This window comes from Singulisphaera chitinilytica (genome assembly GCF_049331405.1).
In the GTDB taxonomy this organism is placed as follows: Bacteria; Planctomycetota; Planctomycetia; order Isosphaerales; family Isosphaeraceae; genus PoT.
The window spans coordinates 991,895-1,005,745 of sequence record NZ_CP186274.1 but is presented as its reverse complement, the minus strand read 5'-3'; the positions used below and the strand labels follow the sequence as shown (position 1 = coordinate 1,005,745).

Here is a 13,851-nt window from a genome sequence, read left to right as displayed (position 1 = left end):
TTCCTTTCTCAGTTCCCGCCGCAGGACGCCGCCTCGTGCCTCTCGAGCATGATCCGCACCATCCTGAAGTCGGGCTTCATCCCGAGCTTGTAAGTGCCCAGCGACCTCGGCTCCGGCCCGAGCCGCCTGACGCAGGTGAGGACGTTCGACTGGACGAAGTCGGCCCGCCACCAGACGAGGAGCCTGGCCCCGCCGTCCCCCTCGGCGTAGAAGAACCCGCTGCCGACCTCGAAGGTCCTCGCCAGCTCCACGAGCGCCGGGTGCCATTCCTCCCGGAAGAGGCTGGCCTGCCGGTTGCTGTGGGCGTGCCAGGTGAGCCGGCCGTGGTCGGTCTTCGCGAGGTCGGAGCCTTCCGCCCTGCCGGCCTCAAGGCGGCGGTCGACCTCGAGCAGGTCGTGGAGGGCGGCGAGGGTGATGGGATCGGGTTCGATGCGGTCCATGATTGTCGGGCCTCACGCGAAGAGGAGTTCGGCGCGAGGCCGGGCGGCCTCGGTCATCCGGTTGGACAGCAGCACCTCGGCGACCTTGGTCGCCCCCTTGACGTCACGCTTCGCCTGGTTGGCGATCGCCTTATTGGTCGGTATGACCCGCTTCGACCAGCCGGGATACAGGTCCGCAAGACGAGGGTGGTCGTAGTAGCTGACGACGACGCGGGCGTGCTTGAACCGGGCCAGCGCCACGGCGAGCTGATCGTGCTGGCCGGCGTCGTCGAAGTCGTGGAGGTAGCGTCCGTTCCCGCCCTCGGCCGAGGCGTAGCCGCTTCGGGTCTCCTTGAGGTACGGCGGATCCACGTAGATCGCCGTCGATGACGTGTCGTCGATCCGGGCGATGACCTCGAAGGCGTCGCGTCGGAGGACGGTGACCTCGCGGAGCCGGCGCGACCACGCCGGGATCGAGCCGACGGCGGACACCCATCGCTTGCCGGTCTGGCCGCCGTTGGCGGTGTAGCGGACGCAGAACGAATGCCCCGCGCCGTTCTTCAGGCCGACCTGGGTGCCGGCGATCCCGTTGCGGCCCAGCCACGACGCGACGAAGTAGGCGAACGCCCTGTCGGGGTCGATGCCATCGGACGGAACCTTGAGGGCCTCGACCGCATCCTTGAAGATCGCCTCGGACGCGGGCACCCTCCGCAGCCGGCGATAGAGCCTCGGGCCCTCGAGGCGGTCCTGCACGACGCGGGCGAGGTTGACCAGGTCGCCGTGAAGGTCGTTGACCGTCTCCATCGACGACTTCGGCTTGGCCAGCAGGACCGCCATGCTGCCCGCGAACGGCTCCCAGTAGACGCGGTGCTCGCCCAGCTCCTCGAGGATGGCCGGGGCCAGGGTCCTCTTGCTACCAAACCAGGGGGCGAGCGCCCCGATCTTGATCTCATCAGGCATGGATCAGGCCCCCGCCAGTTCGAGTTCGCGTTCTTCCTTGACCAGCCCTTCCTCGATGACGACGCCGAACCCCTTGGCCTCGTCGGCGACCCGCTCGACGATGACCTGGTAGTCGTTCTCCTCCGCCCACCCGGCGACCAGGGCGAGGCTCCTGTCGTCGAGCAGCGAGCCCTCCTTGATGATGATCAGCCGGAGCTGCGGGTTGAGGGCGGCGCTCATGCCCAGGCTCACCCGGATCTGCTCGGCGGTGGACGACTGCGCGAGCGGCACGCCGTTGAAGGTGACGTAGCTGGCCCCCTGAGAATCCGCCTCGAGCGAGAGGCCGGGGATGGGGAACTCGGTGGCGGCGAGGATCCGCGACCGCTCGGCGTCGATGCCGTCGATGCTCGCGGTCAGCTTGGAGGCGTGGCGGCGATTGGCGTCGAGGTTGGCGGCGGCGGCCTCCCGGTCCCTGAACTGCCGGGCCCGGGTATTGGTCTCCTCGATCGACGTGATCTCGGCGAGGATCGGGGCGGTGTCGATGGCGACCGGGGCATCCTTGGCCAACGCGGCACGCTCGGATTCCACGGTCGTCAGTCGCTCCTTGAGGCCGACGAGCTTGGCCTCGGCCTCCTTGATCTCGCGCTCGAGTGAGGCGATCAAGTCATACTTCCGGTCGATCGTCCGCATGGTCTGATCGACTGAGGCATTGTGCTTGTTGGCCTCGGCGAGCTTCGCGTGCAGGGCCGACGCGCTGACCTCCTCGGTCGGCTCGACCTCGGGCATCTCGGCGAGCTGGGCCTCCTGGGCCTTGATCGCCCGATGCACCTCCGTCCGCTCGGCGTAGGCCTCGGCCCGCCTGCGGTCGAGGGCGGTGAAGTCGAGGCCGGAGACCCGGCGGAGCGTCTCGGCCTGCGCGGAGGGCCTGGCCCGGGCGAACTCCATCGGGTCGAACGCCAGCCGGGCGATGAGTCCGTCGAGGAGCGTCTGAGGGCTCGCCTTCTTGGCCCCGCCCGCGTCGGTGACGATGAGCTTGGACCCGCCCTTCAGGTCCCACCGCCGCTCGACCCGGATCTCGCCCAGGTCGACGACGACGCTCGCCGCCCTGGCGCCGCTGCGGATCGGCTGGTCGGGGCTGGCATCCTTGCCGCCGATCGCCGCCCAGATGGCGTCGATGACCGACGACTTGCCCTGCCCGTTCCTGCCGCAGATCTCGATCGTCCCCGCCTTGTTGAAGCGGAAGTCGAAGGCCTGGACCCGCTTGAAGTTCTCGATGCGTAAGCCGTGCAGTCTCATGATCGGATGCTCGCTTTCGTTTAGGATTCGATGCTTACTCGTCCGCCCACTCTTCCTTCGTCGCCCGGATCACCCCGAAGGCCTCCTGCTCCTTCAGGAGCGGGTCCACGGCGGTCCAGGCCCCGTCGCCCTCGCTGCAGGTGTAGCGGGCCTCCTTGCGGCTGCCCTTGGCCTCGTTGGCGAGGCGGGGGATGTTGTCGGGGCCGAGGAACCAGAGCAGCTTCGGCCTCGTTCGCTTCGCCACCGTCGCCATTCGAACCGCCCTCCCTGGACCAGGAACCCGACATCCGCCGCTCAAGCCTCTTACATTTGTCTATTACCCCCCCCTCTTATATAAACTTTGGTATAAGAGAGAGAGAGAGAGCATTTCCCTAGAGATGTTTTCATGCCGAAGTTCGGAAGTTCGGAAGTTCGATTGGCTAAAATGGGACGACTTCATCCTGGGAACTTCCGAACTTCCGAACTTCCGTGTCACTCCTGTCGACGAACCACGTCCATCCGCCCGTGGTGCTCGTGGTGTTCTTGGCCTTGATACCCATGGCCTTCTTGGCCGCGTAGATGGAGTCGCTGCTATGGCCGGCGGCCTCGCCGAGCTTGATCAGCTCGTCGGACTGCCAGCGCTGCTTCTCGTCGAACCTGGCCTTGAGCCATTCCCCGGCCTTCTCGGAGGCCTTAGGCTTCTTGGCCGGGGAGTCCCCGCCCATGGCCTCGTCGGCGGACATGTCGACCTCGCCCATCCACTCGACCTTGGCGAAGGTGTCCGTCTTGGCGATCCGGTAGGAGATCCCCTTGGAGAGCACGCCGAGGTTCGACTTCATCGGGACGAAGATGGCCTGGCCGGGGACCTCGGGGTCGGGCACGAAGGCGTGGGCGACGCGCGAGGTCGTCGTCCAGGCGACCGAGCCGATGACCCGGCTCAGGGCCTCGGTCCCCTTGCCCGTCGACTTGTTGACGTGGGTGATGAGGATGCAGGCGGTGTCCCGGCCGTTGAGCCAGCCGACCAGGTTCATCAGGACGGCCCGGACCTCGGAGTTCTTGTGCTCGTCCTTGCCGGCGAGGAAGTTCGTCGGCGGGTCGATCGCCACCATCCCCAGGGGGGCCATCTCGGCGTAGGCCGCGTCCAGGAAGCTCGTGTCGCCGAGCTGGTAGTGGGCCATCGCCGACCAGGAGAGGAACGAGACCCGGTCGAGGTCGGCGCCCATCTCGATCAGCCGCGGCGTCAGGACGTACTCGAACGGGTCCTCGGAGATGAGCAGGACGTTCGTCGGGGTGACGCACTCCCCCTCGCTGTCCGGCCAGTCCATGCCGGCGGTGAGGCGGGCCACGATGTCGCAGGTGACGAACGACTTGCCCAGGCCGGTGCGTCCGGCGAAGACCGTGATGAAGCCCTTGGGGATCCGGTTCTCCCAGAGCCAGTTCACCTTCTTGGGAGTGACGGACGACGCCCGGATGAAGAGCGGCTCTTGGAGCTCGGACGTGGCCTTGGCGTCGGCGAAGGACTCGAGCCCCGACTTCGGGGGCGTCTTCGTACCGCCCGGGGTCGGCTTGCGCTCGGGGACCTGGCGGGGGTTGGCGAGGCCGAAGGCGAAGCCGTTGCGGATGGCCCGCTCGATCTCGCGGTCGTCGCCGTCCCGGCCGAGGCCGCAGGCCCGGCCGGCAGCCTCGAGCTGCTGCTCCACGGTCCCCCTGTCGAGGAGCCCCGCCGCCACCAGCGTGCCGAGCTTGAGCGCGGCCTCGTAGAGGACGCCGTTGCGGCCCGGCTGCACGGCCGTGGCAACCCGCCCGATCTCGCGCTCGAGGGCCGACCGGGCGTAGGCGATCCGGTCGTCGCCGCCGGTGACCGACATGAGCCAGGGGTCGAGGGCGGGCGACGGGGAGGCGCCGGGCTCGGGGGCCTTCGACGCGGCGATCCCGGCCAGGTCCTTGAGCATCTCGACTCCGACGGGCGCCAGGGCGACCGGGACCGAGACGAGCCTCGCCATGCGCCAGGGGCGGTCGGGGGAGTTGGCGCCCTTGCGGACCATCGTGCCGGGGACCTTGCAGATCCGGCGGGCGTCGTGGACGCCGCGGTCGACCTTCACGCCGTCGGTGTCGAAGCGGTCCCCGATGACCTTGAGGCAGCCGGAGAGGAGCTGCTGCGAGAGCTTGTCGTTGGGGAGGTCGACGCGGTAGAGGAGCTGCCAGTTGTTGCCCGAGTCGACGAAGATCGGATCCGGCCAGTCTCGGGACCGGAGGAAGTCGCGGACCTGCTCGGTGACGACCCGGGCCCGCTCCTTCTCCTCGTCGGTCGTCGAGGCGTCCTTGCCCACGCCCTTGACCGCGTCGGGGTCGATCAGCAGCCACCGGCGCGAGGTCACGTCGGCGTTGCGGGTCGCCCGGTCGAGCGGGCCCTTGAACGGGTTGAGCGAGAGGTACGTGCCGGCCTCGTCGCCGAGCGAGGCCACGGCCTGGACCAGGGCGTCGAGGTCCCGGCCGGGCACCTGTCGCCAGCGGCCGGACGGCAGGGCCTGGACCTGGACGCAATGGTCGGGATCCACGAGGAGCGCCAGGGCCCGGCGGACCTCGGGCTCGTCGAGGGAGTCGGAGAGCTGGACCGTCATCGTCCAGGGGTCGTTCGCTATCGGGCTAGCCACCGTTCGAACTCCAGGGCACAGGGGTCGCATCGCCATCGCTCGCCGCGCTCGCGGCGCACCTTGAATGTCCCGCCGTCGCACGCCGGGCAGCGTGGCGTGGTGTCGCCGCCCGGCGTGGCCGCTGCCGCCGGCGAGATCAGTAAGGGACCCCGCTCAGGTCGTTCGCCGCCTCCTCGGCGAGCTGCGCCGCGTGCGACTTGCCCAGCTCGGCCGAGGACTCGGCGAGCTGCCTGATCGACTTGCCGTAGATGTAGGGGAGCCAGTCGAGGTTGGCCGGGAACGGCTGGCCCTGCATCACCGACCAGGAGGTCGCCTTGTAGGTGGACTTCGGCGGCTGGAGGCCGTCGGGGAACTGCGCGATCCCCTCGATGTTGTGGTACGTCTTCTCGCCCGACTGGCTGTTGCTGACGTTGACCATCACCGGGCCGTCGAGCAGGTATCGCGGGTCGAACCGCTCCCCCTCCTTGAACTTCTTGCCGGTGACGTTGGTCACGAGCTTGTAGAAGTTGCTGTTGTCCTTCATCGACCAGGTGTAGCTGCCGCCGAGGACGAAGGGCTTGCCGTCCGGCTTCTTCTTGGTCAGCTCGAAGGCGAGGACGAGCTTGCGGATCTCCTGGACGCCCTTGTCCTTGGTCGTGATCGACTGGTGGCCGACGTCGAAGACGCCGACGACGATGCCGGGGTAGTTGCCGGGCGGGCAGAGGACGTAGTCCCCCCCCGAGCCGCCGGCCCCGACCTCCATCGACCAGGGGTCATTGGCTTCGGGGGACTGCGTGCCGGGGGCGATTGCGGTGGCGATGCTCATGGGATCATTCCTTCGTGATACGGGTTTGCTTTTAGGCGACGCTGGGAGTTGGCTCGACAGGCAAGGTAAGCCCCAGATGGGTCCAAGATTTACCCTCGAGCACCAGTGAGATTGCGGGGCGTGAGACGCCCAAACGATCGGCGATTTGGCGGTGTTTCCAGCCGCGCGAACGCAGCTCGAAAGCGAGTCGAACATCCTCTTCGGTGAGCCTTGCTTGCCTGACCTGCTCTCCTTTCAGGAGTGTGCCGTGCTCTGCCATGTCGGCCTTGTTCGCTTTCGATGTATCCCATCGAAGGTTGTCCAGCCGATTATTCTTGGAGTCTCCGTCTCCATGACAGGCCTCCATGCCAAGAGGGCAAGGGCCACGGAATGCCTCGAGGACGAGGTGATGAACGTAACGGGTGAAGGTCTTGCCGCCCTTCCGAAGCCCTACCGTCGAATAGCGGCCCGAGGTATTCGGGAGGACCTCGTGCAAGAGGTCCGTCATCACCGGCCTGTCCTCCGCACCGCTCGGCCTGCGACCCGGACGGAGGCAGGAGAACACGCGGCCATCGGGCCGAACGTAGTAGCCACGGAATCCAGCAACAGGTTTACGCATCATGAAACCAGGGTCAGGGTCTCGAGCGAGCGACTGAGGGCGACGTATCGCAGGTTGCGGCGCTGGTCCAGCTCCCATTGCTGGGGCGGACGGTCCCGGTCCCGCTTCTCCGAGTAGGGGATCTGGATGTAGGTGACGCGTCGCGCCTCGGAGCCCTTGGCGCGATGCACGGAGCTGAAGGTGACGCGGGTGGACGCGTCGTCGTCGGAGAAGAGCTTCGAGATCGTCGGGACGATCTCGGCCGGGGAGTCGCAGACCGAGGCGATTGCCTCGAGGCTCATCCCCTTGTCGAGGACCTGCTCGATGAGGTCCTCGTTGCCCTCCCTGGCGTCGAGCCGGTCGATCTCCTTCGCCTGCCACCTGGCCAGGGACGCGATGAACGCCTTGGTCGTCGGGACCTCGCCGATCGACCGGACGATGGTCAGGAGCGACTCGCCGATGGCACGGCCTCGGACGACGGCCGGGACGAGGTTCGCGATCTGGTGCAGGCAGGCCTGGACGACCGGGGCGTTCGCGCGGCAGAGGACCAGCTCGCCCGGCGTGGCCTTGCCGATGAGGTCCTTGGCCCCCTCGAGGACCTCGCCCTCGGGCGCCGAGGGGTGGGCCTCGAAGTCGGGGACGAGCTGCCGGGCGAGCTCGACGTGCGACCTCGGGCAGCGATAGGTGACGGTGAGCGGCATCACCTTCGCGTCGAGCTTCTCGCGGAGCTTTCTCATGGATCCGGAGTCGGCGCCCCGGAACGCGTAGATCGACTGGTAGGGGTCGCCGACCACGATCGTCCGCCCGCTGCCGCTCAGCCGCTCGGCCAGCTCGTGCTGCACCGGGTTCAGGTCCTGGCAGTTGTGCACCAGGATCCCGTTGGCGTAGAAGTTGTGGCAGTCCTCGACCGTGATGTCGAAGACGTGGTCATCCGAGATCTCGACCGGCTCGACGGAGACGACCGTCGCGTCGATCGGGCAGTCGCCGCCGACGCATGCGGGGCTCATGACCTGGTCGACGCATTCCTCGGTCCGCTGGATCGCGCGGCGGTTCTTGAAGCGGAAGACCTGCCAGCCCAGCGAGCGGAGGAACTCTTCCTTCCTGCGATCGGCCGCCCTCCTGCTCGGCGAATCGTGCGAATGGCCGTCGAGTTCGACCGCGATCATCTGCTCGGGGTTGGCGACGTCGATCTTGTAGCAGTGGGGATAGCCCTCGGACCGCTTCCCGGTCCTGACGACGTGGTTGTGGACCCAACCTTCGCCGAGGGCCTCGAGCATCAGGCGTTCGGCGAGCGACGGGCCGTGCCCGTTGCCGCCACGCCGGTCGGCGGGTATCGAGCCGGAGGTCTCGGCGTTGCCCGTGATCCCCGCCTCGTTCTTCGCCGACATCGCCCCGGAGAGGATCTCTCGCCCGCCGAGGCCGATCTTCCCCTTCTGGACCTTGGTCGCCGAGGTCTCCACCTGCATGGTCATCCCCGGCCGCACGTCGCCGGCCTGGATCCATCGCCCGTCCGCCCAGACCTTGTGATCCGTGGTGCAGATGACGAAGTTGGTGGGCGTGTTCGTGCCCTTCTTCTTGGTCCACTTCACCTTGATCTTGACCAGCGGCTTGCGGTTGAGGGTCTTGCTCCAACCGGTCACGCGGCAGGCCTTCTGCGTCCCCGTCGCGGTGTCGTAGGCGAGCACCGAGACCGGCAGCTTGTCCTCGACGATCTTCCCGATCGTCATCGACGAGCCGTCCGCGAGCAGGACCGGCGTCCAGGACGGGAGGCACTCGTCGATGAACAGGAAGTCGGTGCCGGGGAACTTGACCGGGTAGAGCACCGGGAGCCAGAGCATGTCGTCGAAGTCGAGGATGGTGGTCAGCTCGGCCGAGCGGGTCAGGACCAGGGCCGCCCATTTCACCACCTCGCCCTGACGCCGCCACGTCTCGATGTCGTACATCCAGACCAGGTCGTCGAGCTTCTGCCGCAGGCCCTCCTCGCCGGGCCGAAGGCCGTTGTTCTTGGCCAGGCTCACGACGTTCGCGATCGCCTTGCGGAGGTAGCGGGGGAGGTTGGATCCCCCCTCGAAGGAGTCGATGACGAGGTACGTCTTGTGCTTCTCGACATTGCTGCCGAAGGCGTCCTTGAGGGCCTCGAGGCCGAAGCGGTGCATGGTCCCGACGACCACGCCGGGCGGGCACTTCTCGCCGAACTCGTCGGCGACCTTCTTGTTGAAGCAGCAATAGCGGATGACCGTGCGGGGATCCTGCTCGAGCAATCGCCACATCCCCTCGCGGCACGAGGTCGACTTGCCGGTGCCGGCCCTGGCCTCGAGCTGGATGTGCCCGGCGTTCGGGTCCGCCAGCTCCTCCCAGAAGGCCTCCTGCTGGGGGCTGCCGCGGAGCCTGAGGCGGTTGGACGGGACGACAGACGCCCTGCCCTCCACCTCCATCGCCCACGGGTCGTTCGCCTTGAGTCCTGCCATCGTCATCGGGCCACCTCCTGCATTTCGGTCGCGTTGATTCGTGAAGGACGTTCGATCATCTGCATGGCCCCGGCCCGCTCGGCGCGTTCCTTCGACGTGGGCGTCGGCGATGCCTCGCGAGCCCGGGGCGTCATTCGTGTTTCTATGGCGTCGCCGCCGTCGGCGTCAGGCCAGGGCCGCGCCCATCGCCTCGAGGTTCGCGACCTCGTGGAGGCAGGATTCGCAGCCGCAGTTCTCGGCGTAGCCGCACTCGTCCGTCGCCCAGACGTAGGCCTCGTGGCGGATCCAGTCGCCGATCGGGGCGTCGGGGATGAGCCGCTCGACGGCAGCCCGATCGCAGTCATCGACAGACTCACAACATTCGACGGTGCCGAAGTCGCGGATGTTGGCGACGACTTCCGTGATCGCCTGCGAGGTGTAGCGGGGCGAGCAGCCCAGCATGTAGGCCCGGACTCGGGCGACGTAGGGACGCTCGGGGACGGAGTCGATGATCTGGCACTCGAGGCAATCGCACGTTCGGGTAGGCATGTTTTGGGTCTCCTGGTGGAAGCAGGAACCGAGTCATCAGCCAGGTTGCCGTTCAACCCTGACTGTGCAATGGAGTATAACTCGGTAAAACCGAATTGCAATATCGTTGTTCTAGATTTGCCGGAAGGCGGTATACTTTGAACAGTGTTGGCCTTTTGGCGAATTTCGTAATATGGACGGCTAGCGAAGCCGCCCGCTTTACGGGGGGTGTGACCGATGGAAGCCGTCGCCGTGGCCAAGAAGACCGGACCCAAGCCCACGCCCGAAGGGCCGCGCGAAGCGTTGATAGCGCTGAAGTGCCGGCAGGCATACAAAGACTGGGTCGTCCAGTACGCGAGAGATAAGCGGACGACGCCCAGCCAGCTGATCGACCAGGCCCTGGTGTTCATGGCCCAGTCGGAGGGACGCGAGGCCCCGCCTGAACGGTGAGATAGGCCCGCGCCCTGCCCGGCTTCCACCCCGAGCAGGGACGCGGTAAGCCACGCGAGGGAACGGCCCTCTGCTTGGCTGTGAATCGAGTATAGCTGACGGCGGCCCCCTTCAGAGCGGACGGCCAGGGCTCGAACCTGGACTTGCCGGGGCAAGCTGGGCCTGTGGCCGGACCGCAGCCCAGCCTCCCACCGACCATCGTTGTTTGCCTCTGCCGCAAGCCGAAGCATCTGTCCCCCTCGTCGTTCGTTGGTCTCGTTCGCCCCGGCCGGCGGGATGGGCCGGCCGGGGCAATAACGCGTCGCAGTCCTTTGCTCGGCGTCCAGTACCGATGTGTCGTCGCGGTCAGGCCGAGCGTCGCATCGCCATGCGGGCGAAGGCGACCTCGTGCTCGTGGTCGATGTCGTCGTACGTGCTGACGTAGCCGGGCTGTCTGGCCAGCACGAGCTCCTCGCGGTAGGCCTCGACCACGGCCCGCTCGATCATGGCCCGGGCGCCGGGGACGATCGGGTGGGCGATGTCGCAGAAGAGCTTGTCCCGGCCCTCGGAATCCCGGGGGGCCCGATGCTCGTCGAGCTGTCGGCCGCAGTGGTTGCAATATCGGGCCCGCAGGTGGTTCTTCACGCCGCACTTGCCGCAGCGGTCGCCGATCTTCCGGGACGGCATGGCGACGAAGAGGCCGTTGACCCCCTCGATGACCTTCAGGTCGCGGACGACGAACACGCCGTCGATCGTGATGCAGCAGAAGGCGCGGAGGCGTTCCTTGCGGTCGGTGCGGTCGTTCGTGAGCTTGACCCTGACTTCGGTGACTTCCATCTCGGTGCTCCTGTGCTTTCGTTGGATGCGGGCGGGGCGTCGGTCCCCGCGTCTCGAGTGAACCCGGGCGGTCCTGCCCGGGGAGGCGACGGCGGCGGAGTCGCACCGCGGGCCCGGCGTGAGGGCCTCCCGATCGTCCGGGCGGTGGCGGCTCGCCACCCTCGTCGTCGCGGATGACTTCACTTGGGCTGCTCCTTCTCGGGATCGTCCTTCGGCTTCTGCTCGCCGATCCCGTCGATGTAGGCCTTGAGCCGCTTGAGGTCGGCTTGCAGGGCCTTGGACGACGAGTAGTGGGCGTGGGGCAGAAGCTTGTGGATGAACCCGATGACCAGGTCCATCGCCCGGTCGGGGTCGGCGATCGCTTTGCCCTTGAGGCTGAAGGACAGCACTTCCTTGCCGCTCTCGTTGCACTCGCCCACCTTGGTGAGCTGGACGAACGCCCGGTGGCCACGCATGATGCTCATCGCCAGTTGGCCTCCGCCGTGAGCTTCGCGATATCGCGTCGTTCGAACGAACGCGTGAGGGCCCGGCTACGCAGCCTCGGCGGCATCTCCCTGAAGGGCACGTCCCGGTCGATGACCTCGATGCGGCTGTTCGCCTTGGAGAGCAGCGACTCGAGGGCCCTGGCCTCCTGGGCCTGCTTGGCCCGGAGCGCCCGGAGGTTCGGGGCCTTCGCCTCGAACGAGACCTTGGCCGACTCGATGCGAGGCCGTCGCTTCGAGGCCCGGTAGTGGAGGACGGTGTGCCGGCCCCGGACCTCGTCCCGCCGGAGCAGGTGCCCCGACTTGACGAGGGCGTCGAGCCTGGACCGGATCCACGCGTCGGAGTGGCCCTTGAGCAGCGTCCTCCGCAGGCCGGTGGGGGTCTGCTCCTCGCGGGCGAGGACTTCCATGAGTTGCTCGATCATCGGAGGCCCTCCAGCACGGCGACCCCGACGCATCCCGCCCCGTCATCGGCGAACCGGAGCTCGACCTGGTCGTCCTCCTTCTTCGCGAATAGCCGCTCGTAGACGAGCCGGCCGGCCTCGGTGAGGTCGAACTTGCCCTCACGCACCTCCTCGGCGAGCCGCATGACGAGCATCGTGCCGAGCTCGCCGAAAGCCTCCTTGTGGGTCATCTCGCCGCGATCGGCGATGTCGTGGACGCCGATCGGCCCGAAGATCCGCAGGCATTGCATGACGTTCATGCCGCACGCCCCTTCCCCGCCTCGATCTCGTGGCGGAGCTCCTCGAGGCCGGCGGAGTGGAGCTGGCAGACGCGGGACTCGCAGAGCCCCAGGTCCCGGCCCAACTCGGCGAACGTCGGGCGGTCGCCGATGTAGTACCGGCGGATGATCTCCCGCTCGCGGCGACGGAGGCAGCGGGTCAGGCGGCGGACCTCCTCGGCGGACTCCTCGGCCTCGATCGCCGAGCCGACCGGGGGCTCGTCGGAGGTCAGGGCCTTGAGCAGCGGACGCCGCGCGCCCAGCACCTTGCGGGTGCCGCTGAGCAGCCACTCGGCCTCCTCGAGCCTCCAGAGCTTCGGGGCCCCCTCGTAGCCGCGCGACCGGCCGTAGCCCTTGAGGCGTTCCCGACGCATGAAATCGAAGCACGAGCCTTCGACGCGTTGGCGGGAGTAGGTCTCGAACGAGGCCCCCTTGTCGGGGCGGTACGTCCGGGCGGCCTGGACGAGGCCCTCGTGGACGGCCCCCCTCCAGTCGATGTTGAACTGCGGATACTTGCGGGCGAACGCCCGGCCGATCCGCCTGGCCCGCTTGTAGTGGGCCTCGCACAAGGCCTGCTGGGCCCGGGTGAGGCCGGGGCTGGCCTCGACGTTCTCTTGTGCTATAATTTGATCGCCTGTGCTTTCGTTGGTGGGTGGGGTGCTGTCGGGCGCCCCACCCTTTTTTGTTGCGCCGATCCTCGCTTCCTGGGTCGCTAGCACGGTCGTCTCCTGTTGTGTGGGGTGAAACCTGCCGGGCATTGGCCTGCCCGGCAGGCTGAGTAGGCATCTGGGTTGTCACGTTGGCCGGGGTTAACTTTGACGGGCACCGGGACACTCGCCGGCTGACTCCCGGGCCGCCTCCATCGCCCTTTGCGGAGCATGGTTCAGAACCAGGCGGTTGATTTGCGGCCCAACACGATCCCGCCCAGCGTCCAGACCGAGACCGTCAGGACGTCGAAGATGAGCGGCAAGGCGTTGATGAGCACGATGGCCAGCGAGAGGGCCAGGGCGACGCCGACCAGGAACGCGACCTTGGCCGGGTTCATGCGAGCCCCTTGAAGTCGACCGGGTTGAGGCCGAGGGTCAGGCAGACCTCGCGGAGGATCTCCTTCTCCTGCGGCTCGAACTCGCCGTCGGCGCCCGCGATGCCGATCCCGATCTTGACCACCGAGCGGGCGTAGTCGGTCCCCTTGACCTTCCCGATCGCGTCGAAGAGGTCCTGCTTGGCGATCTCGTTGGTCGCCTTGGAGTAGTAGCCCTCGAGCGTGGTGGCGAGCTGCTCGCGGTCGAAGGACTGGAAGAGGTCGCCCTTGCGGACGAAGTCGGCCCCGGCCTTCCGCTCGGCCGGCTCGATGTCGCCGTCGGCCCCGGCGACGAGGGCGATGGCCGCCAGGGTGGCGTTGACCGCGGCACGGTCCCGTATCTTGGCGAACTCGGCCCCGAGGCCGGTCCCCGACGCGAACGACTTGAGCTTGTCCAGGAACCCCATAAACCTGTCTCCCCTGCTCATCTCTAGACATGACCCGCTCTGACGTTGAGCGGGCCAGATGACGGCTGGTCGGAATCGAACCGACACATGGGCAGGTCGATCTCCCGTGCTTGTCGTTTACCTATCCCTTGAGGGGAAACACGGTGGTAACGTCGCTGCCGCGTGCCTTACCCAGGCTCATTGAGCTGCCGTTGGCTCCCAGGCCAACATCAACCGTCACGGCCCGTATGGTTGGCCAGACCTCCGGTCT

The 13,851-nt window shown here is 67.4% G+C and carries 17 protein-coding genes; 1 reads left to right on the top strand and 16 read right to left on the bottom strand.

The window, feature by feature from the left end; genetic code table 11:
- Window positions 1-8 precede the first annotated feature (8 nt).
- The 9 genes from ACOYYX_RS03905 to ACOYYX_RS03865 form a co-directional block, all read right to left on the bottom strand.
- Window positions 9-440: a hypothetical protein gene (locus ACOYYX_RS03905; RefSeq protein ID WP_422928627.1), complete on the bottom strand. Its 432-nt coding sequence runs from the start codon at window positions 438-440 to the stop codon at window positions 9-11.
- Between the two features lie 12 nt (window positions 441-452).
- Window positions 453-1,379 carry a DNA adenine methylase gene (locus tag ACOYYX_RS03900; RefSeq protein WP_422928626.1) on the bottom strand — a complete coding sequence of 309 codons (927 nt, stop codon included), beginning with the start codon at window positions 1,377-1,379 and terminating at the stop codon, window positions 453-455.
- A 3-nt stretch (window positions 1,380-1,382) separates the two neighbouring features.
- Window positions 1,383-2,654, bottom strand: coding sequence for an AAA family ATPase (locus ACOYYX_RS03895; protein ID WP_422928625.1), 1,272 nt, complete (start codon window positions 2,652-2,654; stop codon window positions 1,383-1,385).
- 34 nt (window positions 2,655-2,688) lie between these two features.
- Window positions 2,689-2,907, bottom strand: coding sequence for a hypothetical protein (locus tag ACOYYX_RS03890; RefSeq protein ID WP_422928624.1), 219 nt, complete (start codon window positions 2,905-2,907; stop codon window positions 2,689-2,691).
- A gap of 166 nt (window positions 2,908-3,073) precedes the next feature.
- A complete protein-coding gene (locus ACOYYX_RS03885) occupies window positions 3,074-5,287 on the bottom strand; it encodes an AAA family ATPase (protein WP_422928623.1) in 2,214 nt (737 codons plus the stop codon).
- A 136-nt stretch (window positions 5,288-5,423) separates the two neighbouring features.
- Complete coding sequence (locus tag ACOYYX_RS03880) at window positions 5,424-6,092, bottom strand: phage replication initiation protein, NGO0469 family (RefSeq protein WP_422928622.1); 669 nt, start codon at window positions 6,090-6,092, stop codon at window positions 5,424-5,426.
- A 31-nt stretch (window positions 6,093-6,123) separates the two neighbouring features.
- Window positions 6,124-6,579 (bottom strand): HNH endonuclease, encoded by a 456-nt coding sequence (locus ACOYYX_RS03875; protein WP_422928621.1) that lies wholly within the window; start codon window positions 6,577-6,579, stop codon window positions 6,124-6,126.
- Window positions 6,580-6,689: 110 nt separating this feature from the next.
- Window positions 6,690-9,143, bottom strand: coding sequence for a UvrD-helicase domain-containing protein (locus ACOYYX_RS03870; protein ID WP_422928620.1), 2,454 nt, complete (start codon window positions 9,141-9,143; stop codon window positions 6,690-6,692).
- Between the two features lie 159 nt (window positions 9,144-9,302).
- Window positions 9,303-9,665 carry a hypothetical protein gene (locus ACOYYX_RS03865; RefSeq protein ID WP_422928619.1) on the bottom strand — a complete coding sequence of 121 codons (363 nt, stop codon included), beginning with the start codon at window positions 9,663-9,665 and terminating at the stop codon, window positions 9,303-9,305.
- Window positions 9,666-9,881: 216 nt separating this feature from the next.
- Here ACOYYX_RS03865 and ACOYYX_RS03860 point away from each other — a divergent pair, with 216 nt between their 5' ends.
- Window positions 9,882-10,094, top strand: a complete 213-nt coding sequence (locus ACOYYX_RS03860) for a hypothetical protein (RefSeq protein ID WP_422928618.1) — start codon at window positions 9,882-9,884, stop codon at window positions 10,092-10,094.
- 345 nt (window positions 10,095-10,439) lie between these two features.
- On the opposite strand, the gene ACOYYX_RS03855 is transcribed toward ACOYYX_RS03860, so the two are convergent.
- The 7 genes from ACOYYX_RS03855 to ACOYYX_RS03825 form a co-directional block, all read right to left on the bottom strand.
- Window positions 10,440-10,910 carry a SpoVG family protein gene (locus tag ACOYYX_RS03855; RefSeq protein WP_422928617.1) on the bottom strand — a complete coding sequence of 157 codons (471 nt, stop codon included), beginning with the start codon at window positions 10,908-10,910 and terminating at the stop codon, window positions 10,440-10,442.
- 179 nt (window positions 10,911-11,089) lie between these two features.
- Window positions 11,090-11,374: a hypothetical protein gene (locus ACOYYX_RS03850; RefSeq protein WP_422928616.1), complete on the bottom strand. Its 285-nt coding sequence runs from the start codon at window positions 11,372-11,374 to the stop codon at window positions 11,090-11,092.
- Window positions 11,371-11,817: a hypothetical protein gene (locus ACOYYX_RS03845; protein ID WP_422928615.1), complete on the bottom strand. Its 447-nt coding sequence runs from the start codon at window positions 11,815-11,817 to the stop codon at window positions 11,371-11,373. The genes ACOYYX_RS03850 and ACOYYX_RS03845 overlap by 4 nt, the downstream gene beginning before the upstream one ends.
- On the bottom strand, window positions 11,814-12,095 hold the full coding sequence (locus ACOYYX_RS03840; protein ID WP_422928614.1) for a hypothetical protein: 282 nt from the start codon (window positions 12,093-12,095) through the stop codon (window positions 11,814-11,816). The genes ACOYYX_RS03845 and ACOYYX_RS03840 overlap by 4 nt, the downstream gene beginning before the upstream one ends.
- The gene (locus tag ACOYYX_RS03835) at window positions 12,092-12,832 is read right to left on the bottom strand and encodes a sigma-70 family RNA polymerase sigma factor (protein ID WP_422928613.1); all 741 of its coding nucleotides are present in this window, start codon (window positions 12,830-12,832) and stop codon (window positions 12,092-12,094) included. The genes ACOYYX_RS03840 and ACOYYX_RS03835 overlap by 4 nt, the downstream gene beginning before the upstream one ends.
- A 164-nt stretch (window positions 12,833-12,996) precedes the next feature.
- Window positions 12,997-13,158, bottom strand: coding sequence for a hypothetical protein (locus ACOYYX_RS03830; protein WP_422928612.1), 162 nt, complete (start codon window positions 13,156-13,158; stop codon window positions 12,997-12,999).
- On the bottom strand, window positions 13,155-13,601 hold the full coding sequence (locus ACOYYX_RS03825; RefSeq protein ID WP_422923111.1) for a tellurite resistance TerB family protein: 447 nt from the start codon (window positions 13,599-13,601) through the stop codon (window positions 13,155-13,157). Before ACOYYX_RS03825 ends, ACOYYX_RS03830 begins: the two co-directional genes overlap by 4 nt.
- Between the last annotated feature and the right edge of the window lie 250 nt (window positions 13,602-13,851).

Bases quoted from the DNA above. Each gene is read 5' to 3' on its own strand.
- ACOYYX_RS03865 (WP_422928619.1), bottom strand. From the start codon at position 9,665: ATGCCTACCCGAACGTGCGATTGCCTCGAGTGCCAGATCATCGACTCC.
- ACOYYX_RS03830 (WP_422928612.1), bottom strand. From the start codon at position 13,158: ATGAACCCGGCCAAGGTCGCGTTCCTGGTCGGCGTCGCCCTGGCCCTC.
- ACOYYX_RS03895 (WP_422928625.1), bottom strand. From the start codon at position 2,654: ATGAGACTGCACGGCTTACGCATCGAGAACTTCAAGCGGGTCCAGGCC.
- ACOYYX_RS03875 (WP_422928621.1), bottom strand. From the start codon at position 6,579: ATGACGGACCTCTTGCACGAGGTCCTCCCGAATACCTCGGGCCGCTAT.
- ACOYYX_RS03840 (WP_422928614.1), bottom strand. From the start codon at position 12,095: ATGAACGTCATGCAATGCCTGCGGATCTTCGGGCCGATCGGCGTCCAC.
- ACOYYX_RS03905 (WP_422928627.1), bottom strand. From the start codon at position 440: ATGGACCGCATCGAACCCGATCCCATCACCCTCGCCGCCCTCCACGAC.
- ACOYYX_RS03855 (WP_422928617.1), bottom strand. From the start codon at position 10,910: ATGGAAGTCACCGAAGTCAGGGTCAAGCTCACGAACGACCGCACCGAC.
- ACOYYX_RS03890 (WP_422928624.1), bottom strand. From the start codon at position 2,907: ATGGCGACGGTGGCGAAGCGAACGAGGCCGAAGCTGCTCTGGTTCCTC.
- ACOYYX_RS03900 (WP_422928626.1), bottom strand. From the start codon at position 1,379: ATGCCTGATGAGATCAAGATCGGGGCGCTCGCCCCCTGGTTTGGTAGC.
- ACOYYX_RS03870 (WP_422928620.1), bottom strand. From the start codon at position 9,143: ATGACGATGGCAGGACTCAAGGCGAACGACCCGTGGGCGATGGAGGTG.
- ACOYYX_RS03880 (WP_422928622.1), bottom strand. From the start codon at position 6,092: ATGAGCATCGCCACCGCAATCGCCCCCGGCACGCAGTCCCCCGAAGCC.
- ACOYYX_RS03845 (WP_422928615.1), bottom strand. From the start codon at position 11,817: ATGATCGAGCAACTCATGGAAGTCCTCGCCCGCGAGGAGCAGACCCCC.
- ACOYYX_RS03825 (WP_422923111.1), bottom strand. From the start codon at position 13,601: ATGGGGTTCCTGGACAAGCTCAAGTCGTTCGCGTCGGGGACCGGCCTC.
- ACOYYX_RS03860 (WP_422928618.1), top strand. From the start codon at position 9,882: ATGGAAGCCGTCGCCGTGGCCAAGAAGACCGGACCCAAGCCCACGCCC.
- ACOYYX_RS03850 (WP_422928616.1), bottom strand. From the start codon at position 11,374: ATGAGCATCATGCGTGGCCACCGGGCGTTCGTCCAGCTCACCAAGGTG.